Raw genomic sequence first — 25,990 nt, 5'->3', positions numbered from 1 at the left:
TCAACCACGTGTCTTAAGGCAGGGACTGTGAAAAGCCCGGCATTGGCCGGGCCTTTCAGTAATGCGCTTGGCTTTGCGGAGTGTCTGGCAAGTGCTGGACGCTGTATTTAAGGAAGTTCTGGCCAAGTGACAGTCAACGGGTAACCCGGTTGTTTGTTCACGTTGCTCATATCAATGAAGAACTGCTTGTAGGCCAGCAAACCGGCTTCATCCGCCGCAGTGGCAAGACCCAGTTCAACCTTGTACTGCAGCGCGGTAGAAGCCAGCGTGGCGTTGGCCTTATCGATTCGGGGCCCCCTTTCGCTTCGCAGTTGCTGGGAAAGCCAAGATGGCTGGCCCCACGGATCGCTGTCGCTGAATGTCCAGACGCCGTTGGTGTTAACCGCGTTCCACGAATAGTCGATCTTGGGCAATGCAGTTACATCAACCCACACTTGATCGGTTGGAAACTCCTCGGTAATCGGATTGTTCGTTTCAAAGATGTTGTCGACCTTGCCGTCGACGATGCGTACGTATTTCTTCATCTCAATTTCCTTATAAATGCCGGCATCCGGCACGTTGCGATCTGCCTATATCAGGTAGGCATTCCAAAAAGCCCGGCTCGCGCCAGGCTTTTCAGTAATGCGGTCCTTCGCGTCGACCTTTCGGCGCTACTGGCGCGGTACGGGTCTGTTCAAATTGTTCTTCCGACCGCGGTCCCTGCCCGCCGGATAACTGCTTCTGGTGCTTTACGCTGCACACCCGGGTCAGTTGCCAACCCTCTGAACCGTTGAGGCCGGTTCATCGCTGCCTTTTGGTGAAACTAAAGAGCCTGGTTTCGAGCCACTTTGTTGAGCGGCTTGAGACAAAGAATATGCATGGATGCATATACAGTCAATGCACAAATGCATTTATTTATGCATCGAGAATGCACCAACGCATGAAACATCTGTAAACAAAGGGCTTGGCGGCTTTTTGCAGGCGAAAAAAAACCCGCTCAGGGCGGGTTTCGATTCAAGGTGAAGGGGTTAACGGGCGTACATGCCCCACCAGAAGACGTGACCGAGGATGACGATTTGCTCTTCCTGCATTTCCTGGAAGCTGTAGTCCTCATCGGGGTGTTCGTCGCGATTGAAGCTGCGCAGGCGAATGCCGGTGGGCAGGCGATACAGTTGTTTCACGCGCAACTGGCCGTTGTGATTGATGGCATAGAGGTCGCCGTCGACGATATCGCCAATCCCGCATTTGCCGGCGTTGACCCCGACCGTGGCACCATCGCGCAGCACGGGCAACATGCTGTTGCCGCGCACTGTCACGCATTTGGCCTGGTCGAACTGCACGCCGTTATGACGCAGGCTGCGCTTGCCGAAGCGCAGGCTGGAGCGCTCGCTCTCTTCGATGACGAATCTTCCCGATCCCGCTGCCAATTCAACCTCGCGAAGAAAGGGGACGGACACTTCGTCGTCATCGACGGGGGTATCGTCGTCCCACAGACTTATGTCCTTGAGTTCCGAATGCAATTGATCGCGCCCGCCAGCGGCCGCCGGCGCGACATCGGCGCGCCCGCGCAACTGGTCGGTGCTCACGGCGAAGTACTCGGCGATTCTGGAGATGTGTTTATCCGAAGGATCGACGATCTTCCCGCTGAGAATCCGCGAGAGAGTGGATTGAGGCACGCCGGTGCGACGGTGAAGCTCCGTGGGGGAGATGCCGTGCTGATCGAGCAGTGCTCTTAAAACGGTAGAAACGTTGCGTTTTTGCATAATGCGCATATTGCTTGTTCTTCGCGCGGAAGACAAATGCATATTTGCATGAATTTCGCATAACAGGATGAATGACGCTGCCGAGCAGGACCACATGGCGTTCATGCCTGCGTCCGGCCAACCGCCCATGTTAATCTTGCGCCCATTGCGGAAAAGCCGGGCAGATGCCCCACCTTTGTCCCACACCCTTGAACGAGTTTTCCGATCCCCAATGAATAAAGCCGTTTCCGACCTGTCTTCCCACACGCCGATGATGCAGCAGTATTGGCGCCTGAAGAATCAACACCCAGACCAATTGATGTTCTACCGCATGGGCGACTTCTACGAGATCTTCTACGAAGACGCGAAGAAGGCAGCCAAGTTGCTCGACATCACCCTGACTGCCCGCGGGCAGTCGGCCGGGCAGGCGATTCCGATGTGCGGGATTCCTTACCATGCCGCCGAAGGGTATCTGGCGAAGCTGGTGAAGCTCGGTGAGTCGGTGGTGATCTGTGAACAGGTCGGCGACCCGGCCACCAGCAAAGGGCCGGTGGAGCGACAGGTGGTGCGGATCATTACGCCGGGGACGGTGAGTGACGAAGCGCTGCTGGACGAGCGCCGTGACAACCTGATTGCTGCGGTGCTGGGTGACGAACGCCTGTTCGGCCTGGCGGTACTGGATATCACCAGCGGCAACTTCAGCGTGCTGGAAATCAAGGGCTGGGAAAATCTGCTGGCGGAACTGGAACGGGTCAATCCGGTGGAACTGTTGATCCCGGACGATTGGCCGAAGGACCTGCCGGCGGAAAAGCGTCGTGGGGTTCGTCGCCGCGCGCCGTGGGATTTCGAACGGGATTCGGCGCTGAAAAGTCTGTGCCAGCAATTTTCCACCCAGGACCTCAAAGGCTTCGGTTGCGAGAACCTGACCCTGGCCATCGGCGCCGCCGGTTGCCTCCTGGCCTACGCCAAGGAAACCCAGCGCACGGCCCTGCCCCATTTGCGCAGCCTGCGCCATGAACGCCTGGATGACACCGTGGTGCTCGACGGTGCGAGTCGGCGCAACCTGGAGCTGGATACCAACCTGGCCGGCGGTCGCGACAACACGCTGCAATCGGTGGTCGACCGTTGCCAGACGGCCATGGGCAGCCGCTTGCTGACCCGTTGGCTCAATCGCCCGCTGCGGGACCTGAGCGTATTGCTGGCTCGCCAGTCGTCGATCACTTGCCTGCTGGACGGTTACCGTTTTGAAAAGCTGCAGCCGCAGCTCAAGGAAATCGGCGACATCGAGCGGATTCTCGCGCGTATCGGTCTGCGCAATGCTCGTCCGCGAGACCTTGCACGCCTGCGTGACGCCCTCGGCGCACTGCCTGAGCTGCAACGGGCGATGACCGAGCTCGAGGCACCGCACCTGCAGCAACTGGCGACCATCACCAGCACCTACCCGGAACTGGCCGCGTTGCTGGAGAAAGCCATCATCGACAACCCGCCGGCGGTGATCCGCGACGGCGGCGTGCTGAAGACCGGTTACGACAGCGAACTCGACGAGCTGCAATCGCTGAGCGAGAACGCCGGACAATTCCTGATCGACCTCGAGGCACGAGAAAAGGCCCGCACCGGCCTGTCGCACCTGAAGGTCGGCTACAACCGCATCCACGGTTACTTTATCGAATTGCCCAGCAAGCAGGCTGAGTCGGCACCGGCCGATTACATCCGCCGGCAGACGCTCAAGGGCGCCGAGCGCTTCATCACCCCGGAACTCAAGGCCTTCGAAGACAAGGCGCTGTCGGCCAAGAGCCGCGCCCTGGCCCGGGAGAAGATGCTGTACGAAGCGCTGCTCGAAGACTTGATCGCGCAATTACCGCCCCTGCAGGACACCGCTGGCGCACTGGCCGAACTGGACGTGCTCAGCAACCTGGCCGAGCGCGCGCTGAACCTTGACCTGAACTGCCCACGCTTCGTCAGCGAGCCGTGCATGCGCATCAGCCAGGGTCGTCATCCAGTGGTCGAGCAAGTCTTGACCACACCGTTCGTGGCCAACGACCTGAGCCTGGATGACAACACCCGCATGCTGGTGATCACCGGCCCGAACATGGGCGGTAAATCCACCTATATGCGCCAGACCGCGTTGATCGTACTGTTGGCCCATATCGGCAGCTTCGTACCGGCAGCCAGTTGTGAATTGTCCCTGGTCGACCGGATCTTCACCCGGATCGGCTCCAGCGATGACTTGGCCGGTGGGCGCTCGACCTTTATGGTCGAAATGAGTGAAACCGCCAACATCCTGCACAACGCCACCGAACGCAGCCTGGTGCTGATGGACGAAGTGGGCCGCGGTACCAGCACCTTCGACGGTCTATCCCTGGCCTGGGCTGCGGCCGAACGACTGGCGCATCTGCGTGCCTACACGCTGTTTGCCACCCACTACTTCGAGCTGACGGTGCTGCCGGAAGCCCAGCCGCTGGTGGCCAACGTGCACCTCAATGCCACCGAGCACAACGAACGCATTGTGTTCCTGCACCACGTACTACCAGGGCCTGCCAGCCAGAGCTACGGCCTGGCCGTGGCACAATTGGCCGGTGTACCGAGCGAAGTGATCGTGCGTGCGCGGGAGCATTTGAGCCGCCTGGAAGACACCGCCCTGCCCCATGAAGCGCCCAAGCCTGTCAAAGGCAAACCGGCGGCGCCGCAGCAGAGCGATATGTTCGCCAGCCTGCCGCATCCGGTGCTTGATGACCTGGCCAAGCTCGATCTGGATGACATGACGCCGCGCCGCGCGCTGGAAATGCTCTATACACTAAAGACACGGATCTAACGCACGGGCTTGCAAGCTGTTAGAATCTCGCGCGGTTTGGGATGCTGCTGGCTTTTAGCCTGGCCAGCAGACTATCGCTCCCGAACCATGCGACCCCCACGTGAAGGGGCGCAGCAAGCCGCGCCTGAGGAGAGAATTAGAAATGACCTTCGTCGTCACCGACAACTGCATCAAGTGCAAGTACACCGACTGCGTAGAAGTGTGTCCGGTGGACTGCTTTTACGAAGGCCCGAATTTCCTGGTGATTCACCCGGATGAGTGCATCGACTGCGCACTGTGCGAACCTGAATGCCCTGCCGTGGCCATCTTCTCCGAAGATGAAATCCCGGCCGGCATGGAAAACTTCATTGCATTGAACCTGGAATTGGCCGAAGTCTGGCCGAACATCACTGAGCGCAAGGATCCTTTGCCGGACTCCGCCGATTGGGATGGCAAGCCAGGCAAGATCGAACACCTCGAACGCTGATTACCCACGCGTTCCCAAAAAAAGGCCCCACAAGGGCCTTTTTGCTTTTCTGCGGGCAAAAAAAGGGGCGGTTTGACCCGCCCACATTTTTTCCCTATTCCCTGTATTCCTTTTCATCGTCCTGATGAATCGCTTCCAGCGATGTCCTTCCCTTCATCCGTGAAGGGCGTGTCTGTCCGTTGACACACCGCCGATACTAATGTGATCCGCGCTCATAGCAACCACCGCTTTCAGACAGAACAGCCTGTCACATACTTATAATCTTTAAAAAAATTCTTATTTTTCATATATATAGCGGTTATAAACAACGACAACTGACGACTCTCGCACTGTAAAAATAACGAACACTTACGCAAGGAGTAAGCGAAGGCTTACAGTGCGGGTCTGCAAAAATGAGCGACGGCCTTCCTTTAGCCGCTTTTCACCGGGCAACAAAAAGCCCCGACCAGTCGGGGCGTTTTGTTGCCATCTACACGAGCCTGTTATTGAAACAGCGACTCGCTCGACAGGCCGTTTTTCTCCAGGATCTCACGAAGACGCTTCAGGCCTTCAACCTGAATCTGTCTGACCCGCTCGCGGGTCAGGCCGATTTCCAGGCCTACGTCTTCGAGGGTGCTGCTCTCATGGCCGCGCAGACCGAAGCGGCGTACAACCACCTCGCGCTGCTTGTCGGTGAGCTCCGACAGCCACTGATCGATGCTCTGGGACAGGTCGTCATCCTGCAGCAGTTCACATGGATCGGTTGGACGATCGTCAGTCAGGGTGTCCAGCAGGGTTTTATCCGAATCCGGACCCAGCGAGACGTCGACCGAAGACACCCGCTCGTTCAAGCCCAGCATGCGCTTGACCTCTCCCACCGGTTTTTCCAGCAGGTTGGCGATTTCTTCGGGTGAGGGTTCATGATCAAGCTTCTGCGTCAGCTCCCGTGCGGCCCGCAGGTACACGTTGAGCTCTTTGACCACATGGATCGGCAGCCGGATGGTCCGGGTCTGATTCATGATCGCGCGCTCGATGGTCTGACGAATCCACCAGGTTGCGTAGGTCGAGAAGCGGAAGCCACGTTCGGGATCGAATTTCTCCACGGCCCTGATCAAGCCAAGGTTGCCCTCTTCGATCAGATCCAGCAGCGACAAGCCACGATTGACGTAACGCCGGGCGATTTTCACCACCAGCCGCAGGTTACTTTCAATCATGCGTTTGCGCCCGGCCGGATCGCCACTTTGCGACAGTCGCGCAAAATGAACTTCTTCTTCTGGGGACAATAGTGGGGAAAAACCGATTTCATTGAGATACAGCTGCGTGGCATCGAGTGCCCGCGTGTAGTCAATGTATTTGTGTTGCTTTAGCGAAGCGGAGTGTTTGGATTTGGCACGAACGGAAGGTGGAGCCGCCCCTTCATCATTCGACATCGAATCCGTATCGATGCCGGTCTCCATCAGGAGAACCTCATCGTCGATGTCAAACTCCGGCACTTCTTTACTGAGAGCCATTGTTATAGTCCTTTGGTGAGTTCGACCTCAAGCTCAAGCGGCGCCTTTATCCTTGGCAACGCTGGAGCCTGTCCCCTCTACGTGAAGGAAACAGGCTGGTAGCAATCAACGGCGTGGCAGGAATTGCAGCGGATCTACAGGTTTACCCTGGCGGCGAATCTCAAAATGCAGTTTCACCCGGTCTGTACCCGTTGACCCCATTTCGGCAATTGTCTGTCCGACCTTGACCTGCTGCCCCTCCCGAACCAACAGCCTGCGGTTATGTCCGTAGGCACTGACGTAGGTTTCGCTGTGTTTGATGATGACTAATTCGCCGTAGCCCCTTAAGCCACTCCCGGCGTATACCACCGTCCCATCAGACGCAGCTAAAACAGGCTGTCCCAAATCTCCGGCGATATCAATTCCTTTATTCAAACTACCGTTTGAAGAGAATTTTCCAATCAAAATGCCATTAGAAGGCCATCCCCAGCCGGTTGGGGCCGGGCCGGGAGGCGGCAATGGAGCGGGTGCCGGCTTGTTGGCGACGGACGGTACAACCACCGGCGTACTCGTAGTGGCACCGTCGACAGGGCGACGAATCACAGTGGTTTTACTCGAGGACGATGGCGTTGAATTGGATGAACTGACTACCGTCGTCGGCGTTGAACCGGTGCGACCATCGAAGCGAATCGTCTGACCCGGGTGAATCGTGTAAGGCGCGGGAATGTTGTTACGCGCCGCCAGGGCCTTGTAGTCCCAGCCATAGCGAAAGGCGATCGAGAACAGGGTGTCTTTGGGGCGCACGACGTACTGTCCCGTGGTCACCGCCGGACGCTGAGGGGCAGCATTGTTGCGGTCGACGACGCGTACGTCGCTGGATTTATTGCTGGAACAACCGACCAGCAAGGTGCTCATGACAAGGCCAGTCACCAGGCGCTGAAAGCTCGTTTTACCCATACGCTGCGCAATGACTGTGAGACTCACCCGCCGCTCCCTTTGTGGTGGCTGAAAATAGGATTCGCCGTGTTCCGGCGCGAAATGTCGCAAGTATAACGGGCCGTGCAGGCTTTACTCTCCATGAAGCGAAAAGGCTTCACGCACACGTTTGCTGTTACACAAAACCACCCGTTTAAACCATCGACGCCGCTGTAAGACAAAGGCCATCGAAGAGAATTCAGCGCGCTTGAATAAATGCTCAGGCCAATGGCCCGTTGAGCAAAGGAACGAAGCGTACCGCCCCCAAAACACGCCTGGAAAAGCCCTGTTCCTCGCGAATGATCAACATCAGTTGCTGGACCTCACCAGAGCCAACCGGGATCACCAGCCGCCCGCCGGGCGCCAGTTGATCGAGCAACGCCTGAGGTACGTCAGTGGCCACCGCGGTCACGATAATGCCGTTGTACGGCGCCAGCGCCGGCCACCCTTCCCAGCCATCGCCCCAGCGAAATACCACGTTGCGCAGGTTCAGCTCGACCAGACGCTCCTTGGCCCGATCCTGCAGCACCTTGATGCGCTCTACGGAAAACACCCGCTCGACCAGTTGCGACAGCACGGCCGTCTGGTAGCCCGAACCGGTCCCGATCTCCATGACCTTGTCCAGAGGCCCCGCCTCCAGCAGCAGCTCGCTCATGCGCGCCACCATATAAGGCTGGGAGATGGTCTGGTTATGGCCGATCGGCAGTGCCGTGTCTTCGTAGGCACGGTGCGCCAGCGCTTCATCGACGAACAGGTGACGCGGCGTACGACGGATGACTTCCAACACCTTGGCGTTGGACACACCCTCCTCGTACAAGCGCTGGATGAGGCGTTCGCGGGTTCGCTGCGACGTCATGCCGATGCCGCGTCGCAGCATATCGTCTTGCTCACGAGACATCAGCGCAGTCCCTCCAGCCAACCATCGAGACTTCTGAAGGCATCATTGAAGGTGCGATCCAGTTGCAGTGGCGTGATCGACACGTAGCCCTGCATCACCGCATGGAAATCGGTGCCCGGGCCGCCGTCTTCGGCATCCCCGGCCGCGGCGATCCAGTACCCGGCCTTGCCCCGCGGGTCGACGACTTTCATCGGCGCAGCGGCACGGGCGCGGTGCCCCAGGCGAGTCAACTGGATGCCGCGGATGTGCTCCAGCGGCAGGTTGGGAATGTTCACGTTCAATACCGTGCGCGCAGGCAGATCCAGGTCGGCGTGGGCCTCGACCAGTTTGCGCGCAAAATAGGCGGCCGTCGGCAGGTTGTCGACCTGGCGCGAGACCAGCGAGAAGGCGAACGCCGGGCGCGTCAGGAAGCGCCCTTCGAGCGCTGCCGCCACGGTTCCGGAATACAGCACGTCGTCCCCCAGGTTGGCCCCCAGGTTGATTCCGGAAACCACCATGTCGGCCTCACGCTCCAGCAGGCCGTTGAGGCCCAGGTGCACGCAGTCGGTCGGGGTGCCGTTCACACTGATAAAGCCATTGGCCAGGATTTGCGGGTGCAACGGACGATCGAGCGTCAGCGAGCTGCTGGCGCCGCTTTTGTCCTGGTCCGGGGCGATAACCACGCACTCGGTGTAATCCGCCAGCGCAGCATAAAGCGCGGCGAGACCGGGTGCGGTTACCCCATCGTCGTTAGAAATCAGAATACGCATGGGCTGTCCGTCTGCCCCACCGGCACCAGATCAACAAGCTCGCGCACCAATACGGTGGCGAAGCATCCGGCCGGCAGGACGAATTCCAGTTGCAGAATGTCAGGCTCGGGATAATGCCACGTCAACCCGGCAATGGGCAGCCGCAGGATTCGACGTTCGTGACTCATTCCGGCATTAATCAACCAATCGCGAAGGTCCGCTTCGCGGGCGGCGATTGCCTGCTCCAGTTCATGGACTGCGCCGGTGGCCGGCGAGTCACCTTCGCCCCACTGTGGCCCCGTCGGGTGCAGGTCGAGAATGGCCAGGCGCGGGTCGCTGCACTCCGCTTCGCCGGCGGGGAAAAAACTGCGGCTGTCGGTGAACGCCAGCAGGTCACCGACCTGAGCCCGCTGCCAGGTGCCGTCGGCGACACGCGCGGCCAATACCTGGTTGAACAGAAAACTGCGGGCGGTCGAGAGCAGGCGCGAGCGCACATTGCGCTGCTCCGGCAAGGCCTTTCGCGCCGCCCAGGCCCGGGCATCGACCACGTTGCCGCCATCATGCCCGAAGCGTTGGGCGCCAAAATAATTGGGGATGCCTTGTTTGGCGATCAACCTCAGTCGTTCTTCAATGGCCGCCTTGTCACCGGCGAACTGCGTCAGGCGCAAGGTGAAGCCATTGGCCGAATGAGCGCCGCGTTGCAGCTTGCGCTTGTGCCGGGACGTCTTGAGGATTTTCAGCGTGTCGTTTTCCGCCGCCGCCAGATTAGGGTCGGCCTTGCCCGGCAACTGCACGCTGAACCACTGACGGGTCAGGGCCTGACGGTCCTTGAGCCCTGCATAACTGACGGTGCGCAACGGCACACCGGCGGCCTTGGCGATGCGCCGCGCCGCTTCCTCGGTGTTCAGGCCACGCTTTTCCACCCAGATCCACAGGTGTTCACCGTCGCCGCTCAGGGGAATATCAAGGACTTCGTCGACCTGAAAATCCTCGGCGATCGCTTTCAATACCGCCGTGCCGAGGGCCTCGCCATAAGCCCGCGGGCCGAGCAATTGCAGTTCGTTCATGCGCGCAGCAACAAGGCAACGGAATGCACGGCAATGCCTTCTTCGCGACCGACGAAGCCCAGCTTCTCGGTGGTGGTGGCTTTCACGTTCACTTGATCCAACTCAACTTGAAGATCGGCGGCAATCAGCGCGCGCATCGATTCGATATGCGGGGCCATTTTCGGCGCCTGGGCGACGATGGTGTTATCGACGTTGCCGACCTTCCAGCCCTTGGCATGGACCAGTGCGACGACATGACGCAACAGCGCACGGCTGTCGGCGCCCTTGAATTGCGGGTCGGTGTCCGGGAAGTGTTTGCCAATGTCACCCAGCGCGGCTGCGCCGAGCAAGGCATCGCTCAGGGCATGCAGCAGGACGTCACCGTCGGAGTGAGCGAGCAGCCCGAAGCTGTGTGCGATACGCACACCGCCCAGAGTAATGAAATCGCCTTCAGCGAAACGGTGCACATCATAGCCGTGGCCAATACGCATAAAAAAACGCCCCGATTTTTGTCAGGGCGTGATTCTACCTGCATTAGGCACCCAGAGCATGCGCGTGATGCCGCAAGTGGTCGTCAATGAAACTGGCGATGAAGAAATAGCTGTGGTCGTAGCCGGGTTGCAGGCGCAACGTCAGCGGATGACCTGCCTGTTTGGTTGCCTGTTGCAAGGCTTGCGGCTTGAGCTGGGTGGCGAGGAAATCGTCACGGTCACCCTGATCCACCAGCAGCGGCAGCTTCTCTTCGGCCTCGGCGATCAACGCGCAGGCATCCCACTCCCGCCATTTCGAGCGGTCTTCGCCCAGATAGCGGGAAAACGCTTTTTGCCCCCAGGGGCAGTCCATCGGATTGTTGATTGGCGAAAACGCCGACACCGACAGATAACGCCCAGGATTGCGCAACGCGCAGACCAGCGCACCGTGGCCACCCATTGAGTGCCCGCTGATGCCACGCTTGTCCGACGCCGGGAAATGGCCTTCGACCAATGCCGGCAATTCCTGCACGACATAGTCATGCATCCGATAGTGGCGCGACCAGGGATCCTGGGTGGCATTGAGATAGAACCCGGCACCGAGGCCGAAGTCCCAGGCACCATCCGGATCGCCCGGCACATCGGCGCCGCGGGGGCTGGTGTCCGGCGCGACGATGATCAGCCCCAGCTCGGCGGCCATGCGCATGGCGCCGGCCTTCTGCATGAAATTTTCATCGGTGCAGGTCAGGCCGGACAGCCAGTACAGCACTGGCAACTTGCCGCCCTGCTCCGCCTGCGGCGGCAGGTACACGGCGAACACCATGTCACAGCCCAGCGTTTCCGAGCGATGGCGGTAGCGCTTGTGCCAACCGCCAAAGCTTTTCTGGCAGGAGATATTTTCCAAAGTCATGGGAATGCTCCCAGCTCCAAACCCCAGGCTTCAAGCGGCAAGAGACGTCAGTGGCACGCCCTCTTGCAGCTTGCAGCTTGAAGCTTGCCGCTGCTCTTAAAAATGAATGACGGTGCGGATGCTTTTGCCTTCATGCATCAGGTCGAATGCCTTGTTGATATCTTCCAGGCCCATGGTGTGGGTGATGAAGGTATCCAGCGGGATTTCGCCGGTTTCGGCCATTTCGACGTAGCTTGGCAATTCGGTACGGCCACGCACGCCACCGAATGCCGAACCGCGCCAGACACGGCCCGTCACCAGCTGGAACGGACGGGTAGCGATTTCCTGACCGGCCCCGGCCACGCCGATGATGACCGACTCGCCCCACCCCTTGTGGCAGCACTCAAGAGCCGCACGCATCAACTGCACGTTGCCGATGCACTCGAAAGAAAAGTCGACGCCGCCATCGGTCATGTCGACGATGACTTCCTGGATCGGGCGATCGAAGTCTTTAGGGTTTACACAATCGGTTGCACCCAACTGTTTGGCGATTTCGAATTTGGCCGGGTTGATATCGATGGCGATGATACGCGCCGCCTTGGCTTTGACCGCGCCAATCACCGCCGACAGACCGATACCGCCGAGACCGAAGATGGCCACGGTGTCACCCGGCTTCACCTTGGCGGTGTTCAGCACGGCGCCGATACCGGTGGTGACACCGCAACCCAGCAGGCAGACTTTTTCCAGCGGCGCTTCCTTGGCAATCTTGGCCACGGAAATTTCCGGCAGCACGGTGTACTCGGAGAAGGTGGAAGTGCCCATGTAGTGGAAAATCGTTTCGCCCTTGTAGGAAAAACGCGAAGTACCGTCCGGCATCAAACCTTTACCCTGGGTCGCACGGATCGCCTGGCAGAGGTTGGTTTTGCCCGACAGGCAGAATTTGCACTGACGGCATTCCGGGGTGTACAGCGGAATCACGTGATCGCCCACCGCAACAGAGGTTACGCCCTCGCCGATCGCTTCAACGATCGCCCCGCCTTCGTGGCCGAGAATCGACGGGAAGATGCCTTCCGGGTCAGCGCCGGACAGGGTATAGGCGTCGGTATGGCAAACACCGGAAGCCACCACGCGCAGTAACACTTCCCCGGCCTTGGGCATGGCGACATCGACTTCAACGATCTCCAGAGGTTTTTTGGCCTCGAAGGCAACGGCGGCGCGCGACTTGATCATGGTGATTCTCCAGTGAATAAAAACGAGACAGGGAGTGTAATCCAGCGTCTGACAGGGAATAATCCGGACAAAAGCAAAACATTATTGCTGCACAGGGATAATCCTCGATGCCTGAAAGTCGTTGGGAAGGTATAGACGAGTTTGTCGCGGTCGCTGAATGCAACCAGTTCACCGCGGCCGCCGAACGCCTGGGGGTATCTTCTTCCCATATCAGTCGACAAATCGTCCGCCTCGAAGAACGCCTGCAAACTCGCCTGCTCTATCGCAGTACCCGCCGCGTCACGCTGACCGAGGCCGGGCAAACGTTTCTGCAACATTGCCAGCGCTTGCAGGATGGCCGCGAAGAGGCATTGCGGGCGGTGGGTGACCTGACCAGCGAGCCCAAGGGGATGCTGCGCATGACCTGTGCCGTGGCCTATGGCGAACGCTTCATCGTGCCCCTGGTCACGCGCTTCATGGCGCTGTACCCGCAACTGCGAATCGACATTGAACTGAGCAACCGCCAACTCGACCTGGTGCATGAAGGCCTGGACCTGGCGATCCGTCTGGGGCGCCTGCAGGATTCGCGATTGGTCGCCACGCGCCTGGCACCGCGCCGCATGTTTCTTTGCGCGTCGCCGTCCTACGTGGAACGGTATGGCCGCCCACACAGTTTGTCGGAGCTGGGCCGTCACAACTGCCTGGTCGGCAGTTCGGACCTGTGGCAACTGGAGCAGAACGGGCGGGAATTTTCCCAACGAGTGCAGGGAAACTGGCGCTGCAACAGTGGGCAGGCGGTGTTGGATGCGGCGCTCCAGGGGGTGGGGTTGTGTCAGTTGCCGGATTACTACGTGCTGGAGCATTTGAAAAGTGGTGCACTCATTTCGCTGCTGGAAGCGCATCAACCGCCTAATACGGCGGTTTGGGCTTTGTATCCGCAGCAACGGCATTTGTCGCCCAAGGTGCGCAAACTGGTGGATTATTTGAAGCAAGGGTTGGCCGAGAGACCGGAGTACCGGAATTAGCGGTGTGTCAGCAAAATGTTGGCTGTGTGGACTGCCGCTTTCGCGAGCAAGCCCGCTCCCACAGGGAATCTTCAGTGATGCAGGTTATGTGTACGACAAAGAACCCATGTGGGAGCGGGCTTGCTCGCGAAAGCAATCTGACAGACGCCGCAGTAGTCAGCGCCGGTTGGCCCAACGCTGACGCAACCACTCAAGATCTTCAGGACGAGTGACCTTCAGATTGTCCGCGCGGCCTTCGATCAGACGCGGTGCCTGCCCCGCCCACTCCATGGCCGATGCCTCGTCGGTGATCACCGCATCCGCCACCAGGCTGTCCGCCAACGCCCGATGCAACGGGCCAAGGCGAAACATCTGCGGCGTGTAGGCCTGCCAGATCACACTGCGATCCACGGTTTCCACCACACGTCCGTGCTTGTCGACCCGCTTCAGGGTATCGCGCGCCGGAACAGCCAGCAGGCCACCCACCGGATCTTCAGCCAGTTCAGCCAACAACTTGTCCAGATCATCCTGGCTCAGATTGGGCCGTGCCGCATCGTGCACCAGCACCCAGTCCTCGTCGCCAGCACCCAGCGCATGCAAATGCAGCAAGGCATTGAGTACCGAGCCGGAACGTTCACTGCCGCCATCAACCCGGTGAATACGCGAATCGCCGGCGCACGCCAGGTTGGGCCAATAAGGATCATCGACAGCAAGACTGACCACCACGCCCTTGAGGCAAGGATGATCAAGGAAACAGCCGAGGCTGTGTTCGAGAATAGTGCGCCCGCCCAGTTGCAAGTATTGCTTGGGACGGTCCGCAGCCATACGGGCACCGACGCCCGCGGCAGGAATCACGGCCCAGAAGGCCGGCAGAGACAGGTTCATTGTGCCAACTGGTAAAGGGTTTCACCGTCCTTGACCATGCCCAATTCATGGCGAGCCCGCTCTTCAACGGTCTCCATGCCTTTTTTCAACTCGCTGACTTCAGCGTCCATCACCCGGTTGCGCTCCAGCAATGCCTGGTTCTCAGCTTGCTGATCGGCAATCTGCTGAGTCAGCTCGGCCACTTGCGCCAGGCTGCCATTACCCACCCACAGGCGGTACTGCAGGCCAGCCAGCAGCAGGAGCAAGACGAGGAACAACCAATTGGGACTGCGCATCGAATATCAGGTATCCAGTGGAAAAAGACAGCCATACCAAAACATGAAGCTGCTGACAGCACGAAGCCTGGAAGAACCAGGCTTGTGCATATAAGGCATCAGATTAGTGGCAAAAACGCCGCCGTAGCGAATTTTCCGACACAATCCGTCGACTTTTTATCAGGCATCGATCAACCGCGGAACTCGCTGCGGCCGTTGTACTTGGCTTTGCCGTTCAACTGCTCTTCGATACGCAGCAGTTGGTTGTACTTGGAAACGCGGTCGGAGCGGCACAGCGAACCAGTCTTGATCTGGCCAGCCGAGGTGCCCACAGCCAGATCGGCAATGGTCGAATCTTCGGTTTCGCCCGAACGGTGCGAGATCACCGCGGTGTAACCGGCAGCCTTGGCCATCTGGATGGCTTCCAGGGTTTCGGTCAGGGTGCCGATCTGGTTGAACTTGATCAGGATCGAGTTGGCGATCTTTTTGTCGATGCCTTCTTTCAGGATCTTGGTGTTGGTCACGAACAGGTCGTCACCTACCAACTGGGTTTTCTCGCCGATCTTGTCGGTGAGGATTTTCCAGCCAGCCCAGTCGGACTCGTCCAGGCCATCTTCAATGGAGATGATCGGATAACGCTCGGTCAGGCCTTTGAGGTAGTCAGCAAAACCTTCAGCAGTGAACACTTGGCCTTCACCGGACAGGTTGTACTTGCCGTCTTCGTAGAATTCGCTGGCCGCGCAGTCCAGCGCCAGGGTCACGTCGGTGCCCAGCTTGTAACCAGCGTTGGCCACGGCTTCGGAGATCACTTTCAGTGCGTCTTCGTTGGAAGCCAGGTTCGGCGCGAAACCACCTTCGTCACCGACGGCGGTGCTCAGGCCACGGGCCTTCAGTACGGCTTTGAGGTGATGGAAAATTTCGGTGCCCATGCGCAGGCCTTCCGAGAAAGACTTGGCGCCAACCGGCTGGACCATGAATTCCTGGATGTCGACGTTGTTGTCGGCGTGCTCGCCACCGTTGATGATGTTCATCATCGGTACCGGCATCGAGTAGACGCCCGGGGTGCCGTTGAGGTTGGCGATGTGAGCGTACAGCGGCAGGTCCTGGTCCTGTGCTGCTGCCTTGGCCGCTGCCAGGGAAACGGCGAGGATCGCGTTGGCGCCCAGGGTCGCTTTGTTTTCGGTGCCGTCCAGCTTGATCATCGCCAGGTCCAGCGCTTTCTGGTCGCTAGGGTCCATGCCTTTCAACAGATCGCGGATCGGACCGTTGATGTTGGCGACGGCTTTGAGTACGCCCTTGCCCAGGTAACGGCTCTTGTCGCCATCACGCAGCTCGAGTGCTTCACGCGAGCCAGTGGAAGCACCGGACGGCGCGCAGGCGCTGCCGATGATGCCGTTATCGAGAAGCACATCCGCTTCCACGGTGGGATTGCCACGGGAGTCGAGAACTTCACGACCTTTGATGTCGACGATTTTAGCCATTGCTGTAAACACTCCAAAGTTGACGAAAAAGCTTTGTACCGCTCGATTTGTAATTTGCACGCCACACTAACGCATAGGACAGCCACGCTGATGGCGTTCAGACGGACGCCATCGCGAGCAAGCTCGGCTCCTACACGGAGAAATGAGGACTACGCGGTTTCTACCGTCGGAAAACTCTTCACCAGTTCGTCCAAGGCTTTGAGCTGGGCCAGGAATGGCTCCAGTTTGTCCAGACGCAAGGCGCAAGGGCCGTCGCACTTGGCGTTGTCCGGGTCCGGATGCGCCTCGAGGAACAGGCCAGCCAGGGACTGGCTCATGCCGGCCTTGGCCAGGTCGGTGACCTGGGCACGTCGACCGCCGGCGGAATCGGAGCGACCGCCCGGCATTTGCAGGGCGTGGGTCACGTCGAAGAACACCGGGTATTCGAACTGCTTCATGATGCCGAAGCCGAGCATGTCGACCACCAGGTTGTTGTAGCCGAAGCTCGAACCACGCTCGCAGAGGATCAACTGATCGTTACCCGCTTCCACGCACTTGTTCAGGATGTGTTTCATTTCCTGAGGCGCGAGGAACTGGGCTTTCTTGATGTTGATCACCGCACCGGTCTTGGCCATCGCGACCACCAGGTCGGTCTGGCGCGACAGGAAGGCCGGAAGCTGGATGATGTCGCAGACTTCAGCGACGACCGCAGCCTGGTCAGGCTCGTGGACGTCAGTGATGATCGGCACGCCGAAGGCTTGCTTGATGTCCTGGAAAATCCGCATGCCCTCTTCCAGGCCGGGGCCACGGTAAGAGGTCACGGAGGAGCGGTTGGCCTTGTCGAAGCTGGCCTTGAACACGTAAGGGATACCGAGTTTCTCGGTCACCTTTACGTACTCTTCGCAGACCTGCATCGCCATGTCGCGGCTTTCCAGCACGTTCATGCCACCGAACAGCACCATTGGCTTGTCGTTGGCAATCTCGATATCGCCTACGCGGATGATCTTCTGCGCCATCAGGTTTTACGCCTTCTTCTGGTGTTGAGCCAAAGCAGCTTTCACGAAACCGCTGAACAACGGGTGACCGTCGCGTGGCGTCGAGGTGAACTCCGGGTGGAACTGGCAAGCGACGAACCATGGATGATCCGGCGCTTCAACCACTTCGACCAATGCGCCATCACCGGAACGACCGGAAATTTTCAGGCCGGCTTCCATGATTTGCGGCAGCAGGTTGTTGTTCACTTCGTAGCGGTGACGGTGACGCTCGACGATCACGTCCTTGCCGTAGCAGCCGTGAACCAGGGAACCCGGCTCCAGCAGGCAATCCTGCGCGCCGAGACGCATGGTGCCGCCCAGGTCGGAGGATTCGGTACGGGTTTCGACGGCGCCGGTGGCGTCTTCCCACTCGGTGATCAGGCCCACGACCGGATGACCGCTGGCACGATCGAACTCGGTGGAGTTGGCGTCTTTCCAGCCCATGACGTTACGGGCGAACTCAATGACCGCCACTTGCATGCCCAGGCAGATGCCCAGGTACGGAACCTTGTTTTCGCGAGCGTACTGAACAGCGGTGATCTTGCCTTCCACGCCACGCAGACCGAATCCGCCCGGCACGAGGATGGCGTCGACGCCTTCGAGCAGCGCAGTGCCCTGGTTCTCGATGTCTTCGGAATCGATGTAGCGCAGGTTGACCTTGGTACGGTTGCTGATGCCCGCGTGGCTCATCGCTTCGATCAACGACTTGTAGGCGTCCAGCAGTTCCATGTACTTGCCGACCATGGCGATGGTGACTTCGTGCTCAGGGTTGAGCTTGGCGTCGACCACGGCGTCCCACTCGGACAGATCGGCGCCGCCACATTGCAGGCCGAAACGCTCGACGACGAAATCATCCAGGCCCTGGGAGTGCAGGATGCCCGGGATCTTGTAGATGGTGTCGGCATCTTCCAGCGCAATCACCGCACGTTCTTCAACGTTGGTGAATTGCGCGATCTTGCGACGCGAGGACACATCGATCGGGTGATCGGAGCGGCACACCAGCACGTCTGGTTGCAGGCCGATGGAACGCAGCTCCTTGACCGAATGCTGGGTTGGCTTGGTTTTGGTTTCGCCGGCAGTGGCGATGTATGGCACCAGGGTCAGGTGCATCAGCATCGCGCGCTTGGCGCCGACTTCGAAACGCAACTGGCGGATGGCTTCGAGGAACGGTTGCGATTCGATGTCACCCACGGTGCCACCGATCTCGACCATCGCCACGTCGGCATCGCCCGCGCCCTTGATGATGCGGCGCTTGATTTCGTCGGTGATGTGCGGGATCACCTGGATGGTTGCACCCAGGTAGTCGCCACGGCGCTCTTTGCGCAGCACGTGCTCGTAGACACGGCCGGTGGTGAAGTTGTTGTTCTGGGTCATGGTCGTGCGGATGAACCGCTCGTAGTGGCCCAGGTCCAGGTCGGTCTCGGCGCCGTCGTGGGTGACGAACACTTCACCGTGCTGGAACGGGCTCATGGTGCCCGGGTCGACGTTGATGTACGGGTCCAGCTTCAGCATGGTGACCTTAAGTCCCCGCGCCTCCAGGATGGCCGCCAATGATGCCGATGCAATGCCTTTCCCCAATGAAGAAACAACACCGCCCGTGACGAATATGTAGCGCGTCATGAAAAACCCTAGAAGTCTGCGTTAAAGCGGTCCGAGCCGCCGGGGAAAGCGAAGGAAGGCCGAAGCCCCCGATCACCTGCATTAATCACAGTGCACCTTTCAAAAAAACCGCCGCGTTGGGACAGACCGGAAGATGAAACACCGGTACGTTGCTCGCTACACATTTTTTGGAATCGCCCAGCAAAGACTGCTTGGTAATCGGCAACTCCTGCAATTCAGGCGAATCCACAGAAGTTGTATCAAGAAGGGAGCGTAGTCTACCGGAAAGCCCCTTTCAGCTCAAACCTTGATCTTCGCCCGATGGCTGCCAGTGCAATTTACAGCCCCCCGCAGCACTGCCATCGAGCCCCGGGAGATTGGCCACCGCCAGCAATTGCCCCTGCTGAAACAACAGCGGTAATCGGCCGCGGACGAACAGCGGCACCCCGCTTTCATTGAGCAAACGCTTCAGATCTCGGTGCCCTCGACCCGGCACCGCCATGACCTCTCCCCCCTCACGATAGCGGATCTGCACCGGTCCAGCGGGGATTTGTCCGCTGAGCATGACGACGCCATTGCCGGGCAATTGCAGGGGTCTGGAAGGTTCAGCCCAGGGACCGACCGCAGCGCACTGGCGTAACCATTGGCCTGAAAGCCACCAGATCCGCCCACCGGCGCGGTGCAATTCACCCTCGGCCAGTCGCCAGATGGGGCGGGCATCGACGGTGGCATCGCGCAGATCCTCCCAACCCGACCAATGGTCGCTGTCAGGCAACGGGGTCAGCGGCGCGAGCCAATGACTGAGAGCATTGCGCTGACGGGCGGCGGAGAGTGTTGCCAGGGCCGCCAACTCCAGCGACGGCACACCCAGCCAATCAAACTCACTGACGGTGCGTGCCTGACCAAGATCGATCTGCGCCAGCTCATCCAACAGCCCTTGCGCCTCACTCAAATGCTCAGCACTGCGGGCCATGGTCGACATCGCCTGCGGCCAGCGCGAGGCCAATACCGGAAAGACCAGATGTCGCAGGTAATTGCGCGAAAACTGCGGATCCTGATTGGAAGGATCCTCAATCCAGCGCAAATGGTACTGCAGGGCGTAGGCCTCGAGGTCGGCGCGGGCGACGTCAAGCAAGGGCCGTAACAGATGCCCCTGCCCCAGTGGACGCTGCCGTGGCATACCCGCCAGACCTCTGACGCCCGCCCCACGCAGCAATCTGAACAACAGGGTTTCCGCTTGATCGTCACGATGCTGGGCGGTCAGCAGCACTTCGTTGAGCCGGGTTGCCTCGATGAATGCGCCATATCGAGCGTCCCGGGCCGCACGCTCGAGGCTGGGGCCAGGCCGGACTTGAACGCGAACGACCTGGAGCGGCACACCGAGGCCGTCACAGAACGCCTGACAGTGCTCCGGCCACGCATCAGCCGCAGCCTGGAGACCATGGTGGATATGGATGGCGCTGAGCGCTGGCAGGGATTGGGTTTTTGCGAGATCGACAAGAAGGTGCAGCAGGACGGTGGAGTCGAGACCGCCGGAGAAGGCGATGCGCCAAGCCGCGGCGTTGCGCCATGGCTTCAGGTTATGCAGGAGTCTGGCAGGAAGATCGATCGTTGGCTGACTCATATGATCACTGTGCACAAATCAAATGTGGGAGCGGGCTTGCTCGCGAAGGCGGGTCAACATTCAACGCGTTTGTTGACTGTTATACCGCTTTCGCGAGCAAGCCCACTCCCACATTAAAGCCGGGTCGGATTACAGACCGTAGCTCATCAGACGCTGGTAACGACGGTCCAGCAGCGCCTTGTTGTCGAACTTCTTGAGCATCGCCAGTTGCGAACTCAGCTCGGCACGGATGTTGGCTGCCGCCGCCGCAGGGTCACGGTGAGCGCCGCCCAGTGGCTCGTTGATCACTTTATCGACAATGCCCAGGCCTTTGAGGCGCTCGGCAGTGATGCCCATGGCCTCTGCCGCGTCCGGAGCCTTTTCCGCGGTTTTCCACAGAATCGAAGCACAACCTTCCGGCGAGATCACGGCGTAGGTCGAGTACTGCAGCATGTTCAGTTGATCGCACACACCGATCGCCAGCGCACCGCCGGAACCACCTTCACCGATCACGGTGGCGATGATCGGGGTTTTCAGGCGAGCCATGACCCGCAGGTTCCAGGCGATGGCTTCACTCTGGTTACGCTCTTCAGCGTCGATGCCAGGGTAGGCGCCCGGGGTGTCGATGAAGGTCAGGATCGGCATTTTGAAGCGCTCGGCCATTTCCATCAGGCGGCAGGCCTTGCGGTAGCCCTCCGGACGCGGCATGCCGAAGTTGCGGCGTACCTTTTCGCGCACTTCACGGCCCTTCTGATGACCGATGACCATCACTGGCTGGTCTTCCAGACGAGCGATACCGCCAACAATGGCAGCGTCGTCGGAGAAGTGACGGTCGCCGTGCAACTCATCGAACTCGGTGAAGATGTGTTCGATGTAGTCCAGGGTGTATGGACGTTTCGGGTGACGCGCCAGGCGCGCGATCTGCCAGCTGGTCAGCTTGCCGAAGATGTCTTCGGTCAGCGTGCTGCTTTTGTCCTGCAGGCGGGAGATCTCATCGCCGATATTCAGCGAATTGTCATTACCGACCAAGCGCAACTCTTCGATCTTGGCTTGCAGGTCGGCGATCGGCTGTTCGAAATCAAGAAAATTCGGGTTCATAGGCGTCCGTCTTGGGTCGACGTCCAAGAGAGCTTGGGCCGGCCGGTTGTCTATTCGCGCCCTACCTTAAGGGACAGGCGCGTTCAGGTCGAGATTAAAAATTCTGGTCAAGTTCAGGGCTCGTACTGGCACCCTGACCTTAACGGTATTGGAGGAAGACGTTGTCTCGCCCGAACTGGTCACGCAGGGCTTGAATCAACGCATCCGCCGGATCGATTCGCCAGCCTTCGCCGAACTGCAGTAAAGCCTTGGCGTCAGGGCTGGTGTACTCCATGGTGATCGGGCAGGCGCCGCGATGGCGCTTGAACAAGTCGCCCAACCAGCGTAGCTGATCGCCCTTGAGATCCTGGGTCTGGACCTTCAGGCGCAGACTTTCGGCCAGGTTGGTGCGCGCATCTTCCATGCTCATCACCCGTTTGACCCGCAACCGCAGGCCACCGGAGAAGTCATCGTTGCTGACCTCACCTTCGACCACCACCATCGCATCGGTCTGCAACAGCGACTGCGCCGAGTGGAACGCATCGGCAAACAGCGACGCCTCGATCCGCCCCGAGCGATCATCCAGGGTAATGAACCCCATCTTGTCGCCTTTTTTGTTCTTCATGACCCGCAGGGCGATGATCATGCCCGCAACAGTCTGTGTATCCCGCGCCGGTTTCAGATCGATGATGCGCTGGCGGGCGAAACGACGGATTTCACCTTCGTATTCGTCAATCGGGTGCCCGGTCAGATACAGGCCCAGGGTGTCTTTCTCGCCCTTGAGCCGCTCCTTGAGGGTCAGTTCCTTGGCCTTGCGGTGGTTGGCGTAGACGTCGGCGTCCTCTTCGACGAACAGCCCGCCAAACAGATCCGCATGACCGCTGTCATGGGTCCGGGCGGTCTGTTCGGCCGCCTTGATCGCCTCTTCCATTGCAGTCAGCAACACTGCCCGATTACGGTCGATATTGGCCTGATAGGCTTTCGTCTCGTCGTGGAAGTACGGCCCCAGGCGATCCAGTGCACCGCTGCGGATCAAGCCGTCAAGGGTGCGTTTGTTGATGCGCTTGAGGTCGACGCGGGCGCAGAAGTCGAACAGATCCTTGAACGGGCCGTCCAGACGCGCTTCGGTGATCGCTTCCACCGGCCCCTCGCCCACGCCTTTGATCGCGCCCAGGCCATAAATGATCCGGCCTTCGTCGTTCACCGTGAACTTGAACTCGGAGGTATTCACATCCGGTGCGTCCAGGCGCAACTTCATGGTCCGCACTTCTTCGATCAAGGTCACGACCTTGTCGGTGTTGTGCATATCCGCCGAGAGTACCGCCGCCATGAACGGCGCCGGGTAGTGCGCCTTCAGCCACGCGGTCTGGTAGGACACCAGGCCATAGGCGGCAGAGTGAGATTTGTTGAAGCCATAGCCGGCGAATTTTTCCACCAGGTCGAAAATGTTACCGGCCAGGTCGGCATCGATGTTGTTGGTCGCACAACCTTCAATGAAACCGCCACGCTGCTTGGCCATTTCCTCGGGTTTTTTCTTACCCATGGCGCGACGCAGCATGTCCGCACCGCCAAGGGTGTAACCGGCCATGACCTGGGCAATCTGCATCACCTGTTCCTGATACAGGATGATGCCGTAGGTCGGTGCCAGTACCGGCTTGAGGCCTTCGTACTGGTAGTCCGAGTGCGGGTACGCCAATTCGGCGCGACCGTGCTTACGGTTGATGAAGTCGTCCACCATGCCCGATTGCAAGGGACCTGGGCGGAACAGTGCCACCAGTGCGATCAAGTCTTCCAGGCAGTCAGGCTTGAGCTTTTTGATCAGCTCCTTCATGCCGCGGGATTCGAGTTGGAACACCGCTGTGGTTTCGGCTTTTTGCAGCAAGGTGTAGGTCGGTTTGTCATCCAGCGGGATGAACGCGATGTCCAGCGGCGGCTCGTTGACCTTGGCGCGGTCGCGGTTGATGGTTTTCAGCGCCCAGTCGATGATCGTCAGGGTCCGCAGGCCGAGGAAGTCGAACTTCACCAGGCCGGCCGCTTCAACGTCGTCCTTGTCGAACTGGGTTACCAGGCCATCGCCGGCTTCGTCGCAATAGATCGGCGAAAAGTCGGTGAGCTTGGTCGGCGCAATCACCACACCACCGGCGTGCTTGCCGACGTTTCGCACGATGCCTTCGAGCTTGCGGGCCATCTCCCAGATTTCCGCCGCCTCTTCATCGACCTTGATGAAGTCACGCAGGATTTCTTCCTGTTCGTAAGCTTTTTCCAGGGTCATGCCGACTTCGAACGGAATCATCTTCGACAGGCGATCCGCCAGGCCGTAGGACTTGCCCTGCACCCGAGCCACGTCACGGACCACAGCCTTGGCGGCCATGGAACCGAAGGTGATGATCTGGCTCACCGCGTTGCGGCCGTATTTCTCGGCCACGTAGTCGATCACTCGGTCGCGACCGTCCATGCAGAAGTCGACGTCGAAGTCGGGCATGGAGACCCGTTCCGGGTTAAGGAAACGTTCGAACAGCAGGTCGTATTCCAACGGGTCGAGGTCAGTGATCTTCTGCACATAGGCCACCAGCGACCCGGCACCCGACCCCCGACCAGGCCCCACCGGCACGCCGTTGTTCTTGGCCCACTGGATAAAGTCCATCACGATCAGGAAATAACCGGGGAAGCCCATCTGGATAATGATATCCAGCTCGAAATTCAGCCGGTCGACATAGACCTGGCGCTTGGCTTCATAATCTTCGGTGGTGTCCTTGGGCAGCAGGACGGACAGGCGCTCTTCCAGGCCCTCGAACGACACCTTGCGGAAATACTCGTCGATGGTCATGCCATCGGGGATCGGGAAGTTGGGCAGGAAGTGCGTGCCCAGCTTCACTTCGATATTGCAGCGCTTGGCGATCTCGACGGTGTTTTCCAGCGCTTCAGGAATATCGCTGAACAGCTCCGCCATCTCTTCGGCGCTTTTGAGGTATTGCTGGTCGCTGTAGTTTTTCGAGCGGCGCGGATCGTCGAGGGCCCGGCCTTCGCCGATACACACGCGAGTCTCGTGGGCGGCAAAGTCTTCCTGCTTGAGGAAACGCACATCGTTGGTCGCCACCAGCGGCGCGCCGATCTTGTCGGCCAGTGCCACGGCGCCGTGCAACTGTTCTTCATCGTTGGGGCGGTTGGTACGCTGGATTTCCAGGTAGAAGCGGTCAGGAAACACCGCCATCCACTCGCGCGCCAGGGTTTCGGCTTCGTCAGGATTGCCACTGATCATGGCCTGGCCGATCTCACCCTCTTTCGCCGCCGACAGCATGATCAAGCCTTCGTTGGCTTCGGCCACCCACTCGCGCTCGATGATGATCGCGCCATTGCGCTGACCATCGATAAAGCCACGGGAAATCAGTTCGGTGAGGTTGCGATAGCCTTGGGCGTTCATCACCAGCAGGCTGATCCGGCTCAGCGGGTTGTCCGGATCCTTGTTCGACAGCCACAGGTCGGCGCCGCAGATCGGCTTGATCCCGGCACCCATGGCGTTTTTATAGAATTTGACCAGGGAACACATGTTGTTCTGATCGGTGACCGCTACGGCAGGCATGTTCATGCCGACCAGGGTCTTGACCAGCGGTTTGATCCGCACCAGACCGTCGACCAGGGAATATTCAGTGTGCAGGCGTAGGTGAACGAATGAAGCCGGCATAGTGATCCTGTAAGTCATGAAAACAACAAGGCCCGGATTGTACCGGGCCTTGGCAAAAAAAATCAGCCTTGCGACTAGCTCTCGATGACGATTTCCAACGCCTCATACGCCATCCGCACCGGGGCGAACGAGCGGCGGTGAATCGGCGTCGGCCCCAAGCGAGCCAAGGCTTCCAGATGAACGGGTGTCGGGTAGCCTTTGTGGCCGCCGATGCCGTATCCCGGGTAGATCAATTCGAAAGCAGACATTTCACGGTCACGGCTGACCTTGGCCAGGATCGACGCCGCCGCGATGGCCGGCACCTTGCCGTCGCCCTGCACCACCGCTTCGGCGCGCATCGGCAGTTTCGGGCAACGGTTGCCGTCGATCATCGCCAACTTCGGCTGGATGTGCAGCCCGGCTACCGCGCGCTGCATGGCGAGCATGGTGGCGTGCAGGATGTTCAGTTCGTCGATCTCTTCGACTTCCGCCCGGGCAATGCACCAGCTCAAGGCTTTTTCGCAGATTTCGTCGTAAAGTTTTTCGCGGCGGGCTTCGGTGAGCTTCTTGGAGTCATTCAGACCAAGGATGGGGCGATTCGGGTCGAGGATGACCGCAGCAGTCACGACCGCGCCACAGAGCGGGCCGCGACCGACTTCATCGACACCTGCAACCAAATCCTCGACTTCAGCGACCAAGGTGAAATCCAGCCCCATCTGCATGCTTGTCT

Annotated in this window: 22 protein-coding genes; 3 read left to right on the top strand and 19 right to left on the bottom strand. The window is 59.5% G+C overall.

What is annotated here, in order from left to right; genetic code table 11:
* Positions 1-107: 107 nt before the first annotated feature.
* Together B0W55_RS01750 and B0W55_RS01745 are read right to left on the bottom strand one after the other, a co-directional pair.
* The gene (locus B0W55_RS01750) at positions 108-524 is read right to left on the bottom strand and encodes a tail fiber assembly protein (protein WP_077044321.1); all 417 of its coding nucleotides are present in this window, start codon (positions 522-524) and stop codon (positions 108-110) included.
* A gap of 483 nt (positions 525-1,007) precedes the next feature.
* Complete coding sequence (locus B0W55_RS01745) at positions 1,008-1,742, bottom strand: XRE family transcriptional regulator (RefSeq protein WP_077044406.1); 735 nt, start codon at positions 1,740-1,742, stop codon at positions 1,008-1,010.
* 211 nt (positions 1,743-1,953) lie between these two features.
* On the opposite strand from B0W55_RS01745, the gene mutS reads away from it, so the two are divergent.
* On the top strand, positions 1,954-4,533 hold the full coding sequence (gene mutS / locus B0W55_RS01740; protein WP_077044320.1) for a DNA mismatch repair protein MutS: 2,580 nt from the start codon (positions 1,954-1,956) through the stop codon (positions 4,531-4,533).
* Between the two features lie 142 nt (positions 4,534-4,675).
* The gene (gene fdxA, locus B0W55_RS01735) at positions 4,676-4,999 is read left to right on the top strand and encodes a ferredoxin FdxA (RefSeq protein ID WP_077044319.1); all 324 of its coding nucleotides are present in this window, start codon (positions 4,676-4,678) and stop codon (positions 4,997-4,999) included.
* Between the two features lie 482 nt (positions 5,000-5,481).
* Here fdxA and rpoS read toward each other — a convergent pair whose 3' ends face one another.
* The 8 genes from rpoS to B0W55_RS01695 form a co-directional block, all read right to left on the bottom strand.
* A complete protein-coding gene (gene rpoS, locus B0W55_RS01730; protein WP_077044318.1) occupies positions 5,482-6,489 on the bottom strand; it encodes an RNA polymerase sigma factor RpoS in 1,008 nt (335 codons plus the stop codon).
* Between the two features lie 105 nt (positions 6,490-6,594).
* The gene (locus B0W55_RS01725; protein ID WP_077044317.1) at positions 6,595-7,452 is read right to left on the bottom strand and encodes a peptidoglycan DD-metalloendopeptidase family protein; all 858 of its coding nucleotides are present in this window, start codon (positions 7,450-7,452) and stop codon (positions 6,595-6,597) included.
* A gap of 211 nt (positions 7,453-7,663) precedes the next feature.
* On the bottom strand, positions 7,664-8,299 hold the full coding sequence (locus B0W55_RS01720; RefSeq protein WP_172901226.1) for a protein-L-isoaspartate(D-aspartate) O-methyltransferase: 636 nt from the start codon (positions 8,297-8,299) through the stop codon (positions 7,664-7,666).
* A 41-nt stretch (positions 8,300-8,340) separates the two neighbouring features.
* On the bottom strand, positions 8,341-9,090 hold the full coding sequence (gene surE / locus B0W55_RS01715; RefSeq protein WP_077044315.1) for a 5'/3'-nucleotidase SurE: 750 nt from the start codon (positions 9,088-9,090) through the stop codon (positions 8,341-8,343).
* Positions 9,078-10,136, bottom strand: coding sequence for a tRNA pseudouridine(13) synthase TruD (gene truD, locus B0W55_RS01710; protein ID WP_077044314.1), 1,059 nt, complete (start codon positions 10,134-10,136; stop codon positions 9,078-9,080). Before truD ends, surE begins: the two co-directional genes overlap by 13 nt.
* Entirely contained in the window at positions 10,133-10,606 is a 474-nt protein-coding gene (gene ispF, locus B0W55_RS01705) for a 2-C-methyl-D-erythritol 2,4-cyclodiphosphate synthase (RefSeq protein ID WP_007970721.1), read from the bottom strand. The genes truD and ispF overlap by 4 nt, the downstream gene beginning before the upstream one ends.
* A 43-nt stretch (positions 10,607-10,649) precedes the next feature.
* Positions 10,650-11,495 (bottom strand): S-formylglutathione hydrolase, encoded by an 846-nt coding sequence (fghA, locus tag B0W55_RS01700; RefSeq protein ID WP_077044313.1) that lies wholly within the window; start codon positions 11,493-11,495, stop codon positions 10,650-10,652.
* 96 nt (positions 11,496-11,591) lie between these two features.
* On the bottom strand, positions 11,592-12,704 hold the full coding sequence (locus B0W55_RS01695) for an S-(hydroxymethyl)glutathione dehydrogenase/class III alcohol dehydrogenase (protein ID WP_077044312.1): 1,113 nt from the start codon (positions 12,702-12,704) through the stop codon (positions 11,592-11,594).
* 107 nt (positions 12,705-12,811) lie between these two features.
* Between B0W55_RS01695 and B0W55_RS01690 the strand changes: the two genes are divergently transcribed.
* Positions 12,812-13,708 (top strand): LysR substrate-binding domain-containing protein, encoded by an 897-nt coding sequence (locus B0W55_RS01690; protein WP_077044311.1) that lies wholly within the window; start codon positions 12,812-12,814, stop codon positions 13,706-13,708.
* Between the two features lie 156 nt (positions 13,709-13,864).
* Here the strand turns inward: B0W55_RS01690 and ispD are convergent, their stop codons facing one another.
* The 9 genes from ispD to rnhB form a co-directional block, all read right to left on the bottom strand.
* Positions 13,865-14,572 carry a 2-C-methyl-D-erythritol 4-phosphate cytidylyltransferase gene (gene ispD / locus B0W55_RS01685; RefSeq protein WP_077044310.1) on the bottom strand — a complete coding sequence of 236 codons (708 nt, stop codon included), beginning with the start codon at positions 14,570-14,572 and terminating at the stop codon, positions 13,865-13,867.
* On the bottom strand, positions 14,569-14,847 hold the full coding sequence (ftsB, locus tag B0W55_RS01680) for a cell division protein FtsB (protein ID WP_007996937.1): 279 nt from the start codon (positions 14,845-14,847) through the stop codon (positions 14,569-14,571). Before ftsB ends, ispD begins: the two co-directional genes overlap by 4 nt.
* A gap of 170 nt (positions 14,848-15,017) precedes the next feature.
* Positions 15,018-16,307: a phosphopyruvate hydratase gene (gene eno, locus B0W55_RS01675; RefSeq protein ID WP_075946755.1), complete on the bottom strand. Its 1,290-nt coding sequence runs from the start codon at positions 16,305-16,307 to the stop codon at positions 15,018-15,020.
* A gap of 149 nt (positions 16,308-16,456) precedes the next feature.
* Complete coding sequence (kdsA, locus tag B0W55_RS01670) at positions 16,457-17,302, bottom strand: 3-deoxy-8-phosphooctulonate synthase (protein ID WP_015093773.1); 846 nt, start codon at positions 17,300-17,302, stop codon at positions 16,457-16,459.
* Between the two features lie 6 nt (positions 17,303-17,308).
* On the bottom strand, positions 17,309-18,940 hold the full coding sequence (locus B0W55_RS01665) for a CTP synthase (RefSeq protein ID WP_077044309.1): 1,632 nt from the start codon (positions 18,938-18,940) through the stop codon (positions 17,309-17,311).
* 274 nt (positions 18,941-19,214) lie between these two features.
* Positions 19,215-20,543: a tRNA lysidine(34) synthetase TilS gene (tilS, locus tag B0W55_RS01660; RefSeq protein WP_077044308.1), complete on the bottom strand. Its 1,329-nt coding sequence runs from the start codon at positions 20,541-20,543 to the stop codon at positions 19,215-19,217.
* 129 nt (positions 20,544-20,672) lie between these two features.
* A complete protein-coding gene (locus B0W55_RS01655; RefSeq protein WP_077044307.1) occupies positions 20,673-21,620 on the bottom strand; it encodes an acetyl-CoA carboxylase carboxyltransferase subunit alpha in 948 nt (315 codons plus the stop codon).
* Positions 21,621-21,759: 139 nt separating this feature from the next.
* A complete protein-coding gene (dnaE, locus tag B0W55_RS01650; protein WP_077044306.1) occupies positions 21,760-25,281 on the bottom strand; it encodes a DNA polymerase III subunit alpha in 3,522 nt (1,173 codons plus the stop codon).
* Positions 25,282-25,355: 74 nt separating this feature from the next.
* Positions 25,356-25,982, bottom strand: coding sequence for a ribonuclease HII (gene rnhB / locus B0W55_RS01645; protein WP_077044305.1), 627 nt, complete (start codon positions 25,980-25,982; stop codon positions 25,356-25,358).
* Positions 25,983-25,990: the final 8 nt, after the last annotated feature.

The organism is Pseudomonas sp. KK4 (genome assembly GCF_001984065.1).
Taxonomy (GTDB): Bacteria; Pseudomonadota; Gammaproteobacteria; order Pseudomonadales; family Pseudomonadaceae; genus Aquipseudomonas.
The sequence above is the reverse complement of the archived record's forward strand: the minus strand, read 5'-3'. Positions and strand labels throughout refer to the sequence as shown.

What these genes read in the sequence shown, in the direction of transcription:
- B0W55_RS01720 (WP_172901226.1), bottom strand. Translation starts at nt 8,299, where the DNA reads ATGACGTCGCAGCGAACCCGCGAACGCCTCATCCAGCGCTTGTACGAG.
- rnhB (WP_077044305.1), bottom strand. Translation starts at nt 25,982, where the DNA reads ATGCAGATGGGGCTGGATTTCACCTTGGTCGCTGAAGTCGAGGATTTG.
- fdxA (WP_077044319.1), top strand. Translation starts at nt 4,676, where the DNA reads ATGACCTTCGTCGTCACCGACAACTGCATCAAGTGCAAGTACACCGAC.
- B0W55_RS01695 (WP_077044312.1), bottom strand. Translation starts at nt 12,704, where the DNA reads ATGATCAAGTCGCGCGCCGCCGTTGCCTTCGAGGCCAAAAAACCTCTG.
- B0W55_RS01745 (WP_077044406.1), bottom strand. Translation starts at nt 1,742, where the DNA reads ATGCAAAAACGCAACGTTTCTACCGTTTTAAGAGCACTGCTCGATCAG.
- tilS (WP_077044308.1), bottom strand. Translation starts at nt 20,543, where the DNA reads ATGAGTCAGCCAACGATCGATCTTCCTGCCAGACTCCTGCATAACCTG.
- B0W55_RS01750 (WP_077044321.1), bottom strand. Translation starts at nt 524, where the DNA reads ATGAAGAAATACGTACGCATCGTCGACGGCAAGGTCGACAACATCTTT.
- B0W55_RS01655 (WP_077044307.1), bottom strand. Translation starts at nt 21,620, where the DNA reads ATGAACCCGAATTTTCTTGATTTCGAACAGCCGATCGCCGACCTGCAA.
- truD (WP_077044314.1), bottom strand. Translation starts at nt 10,136, where the DNA reads ATGAACGAACTGCAATTGCTCGGCCCGCGGGCTTATGGCGAGGCCCTC.
- ispD (WP_077044310.1), bottom strand. Translation starts at nt 14,572, where the DNA reads ATGAACCTGTCTCTGCCGGCCTTCTGGGCCGTGATTCCTGCCGCGGGC.
- B0W55_RS01665 (WP_077044309.1), bottom strand. Translation starts at nt 18,940, where the DNA reads ATGACGCGCTACATATTCGTCACGGGCGGTGTTGTTTCTTCATTGGGG.
- B0W55_RS01690 (WP_077044311.1), top strand. Translation starts at nt 12,812, where the DNA reads ATGCCTGAAAGTCGTTGGGAAGGTATAGACGAGTTTGTCGCGGTCGCT.
- fghA (WP_077044313.1), bottom strand. Translation starts at nt 11,495, where the DNA reads ATGACTTTGGAAAATATCTCCTGCCAGAAAAGCTTTGGCGGTTGGCAC.
- ispF (WP_007970721.1), bottom strand. Translation starts at nt 10,606, where the DNA reads ATGCGTATTGGCCACGGCTATGATGTGCACCGTTTCGCTGAAGGCGAT.
- ftsB (WP_007996937.1), bottom strand. Translation starts at nt 14,847, where the DNA reads ATGCGCAGTCCCAATTGGTTGTTCCTCGTCTTGCTCCTGCTGCTGGCT.
- dnaE (WP_077044306.1), bottom strand. Translation starts at nt 25,281, where the DNA reads ATGCCGGCTTCATTCGTTCACCTACGCCTGCACACTGAATATTCCCTG.
- surE (WP_077044315.1), bottom strand. Translation starts at nt 9,090, where the DNA reads ATGCGTATTCTGATTTCTAACGACGATGGGGTAACCGCACCCGGTCTC.
- mutS (WP_077044320.1), top strand. Translation starts at nt 1,954, where the DNA reads ATGAATAAAGCCGTTTCCGACCTGTCTTCCCACACGCCGATGATGCAG.
- eno (WP_075946755.1), bottom strand. Translation starts at nt 16,307, where the DNA reads ATGGCTAAAATCGTCGACATCAAAGGTCGTGAAGTTCTCGACTCCCGT.
- rpoS (WP_077044318.1), bottom strand. Translation starts at nt 6,489, where the DNA reads ATGGCTCTCAGTAAAGAAGTGCCGGAGTTTGACATCGACGATGAGGTT.
- kdsA (WP_015093773.1), bottom strand. Translation starts at nt 17,302, where the DNA reads ATGGCGCAGAAGATCATCCGCGTAGGCGATATCGAGATTGCCAACGAC.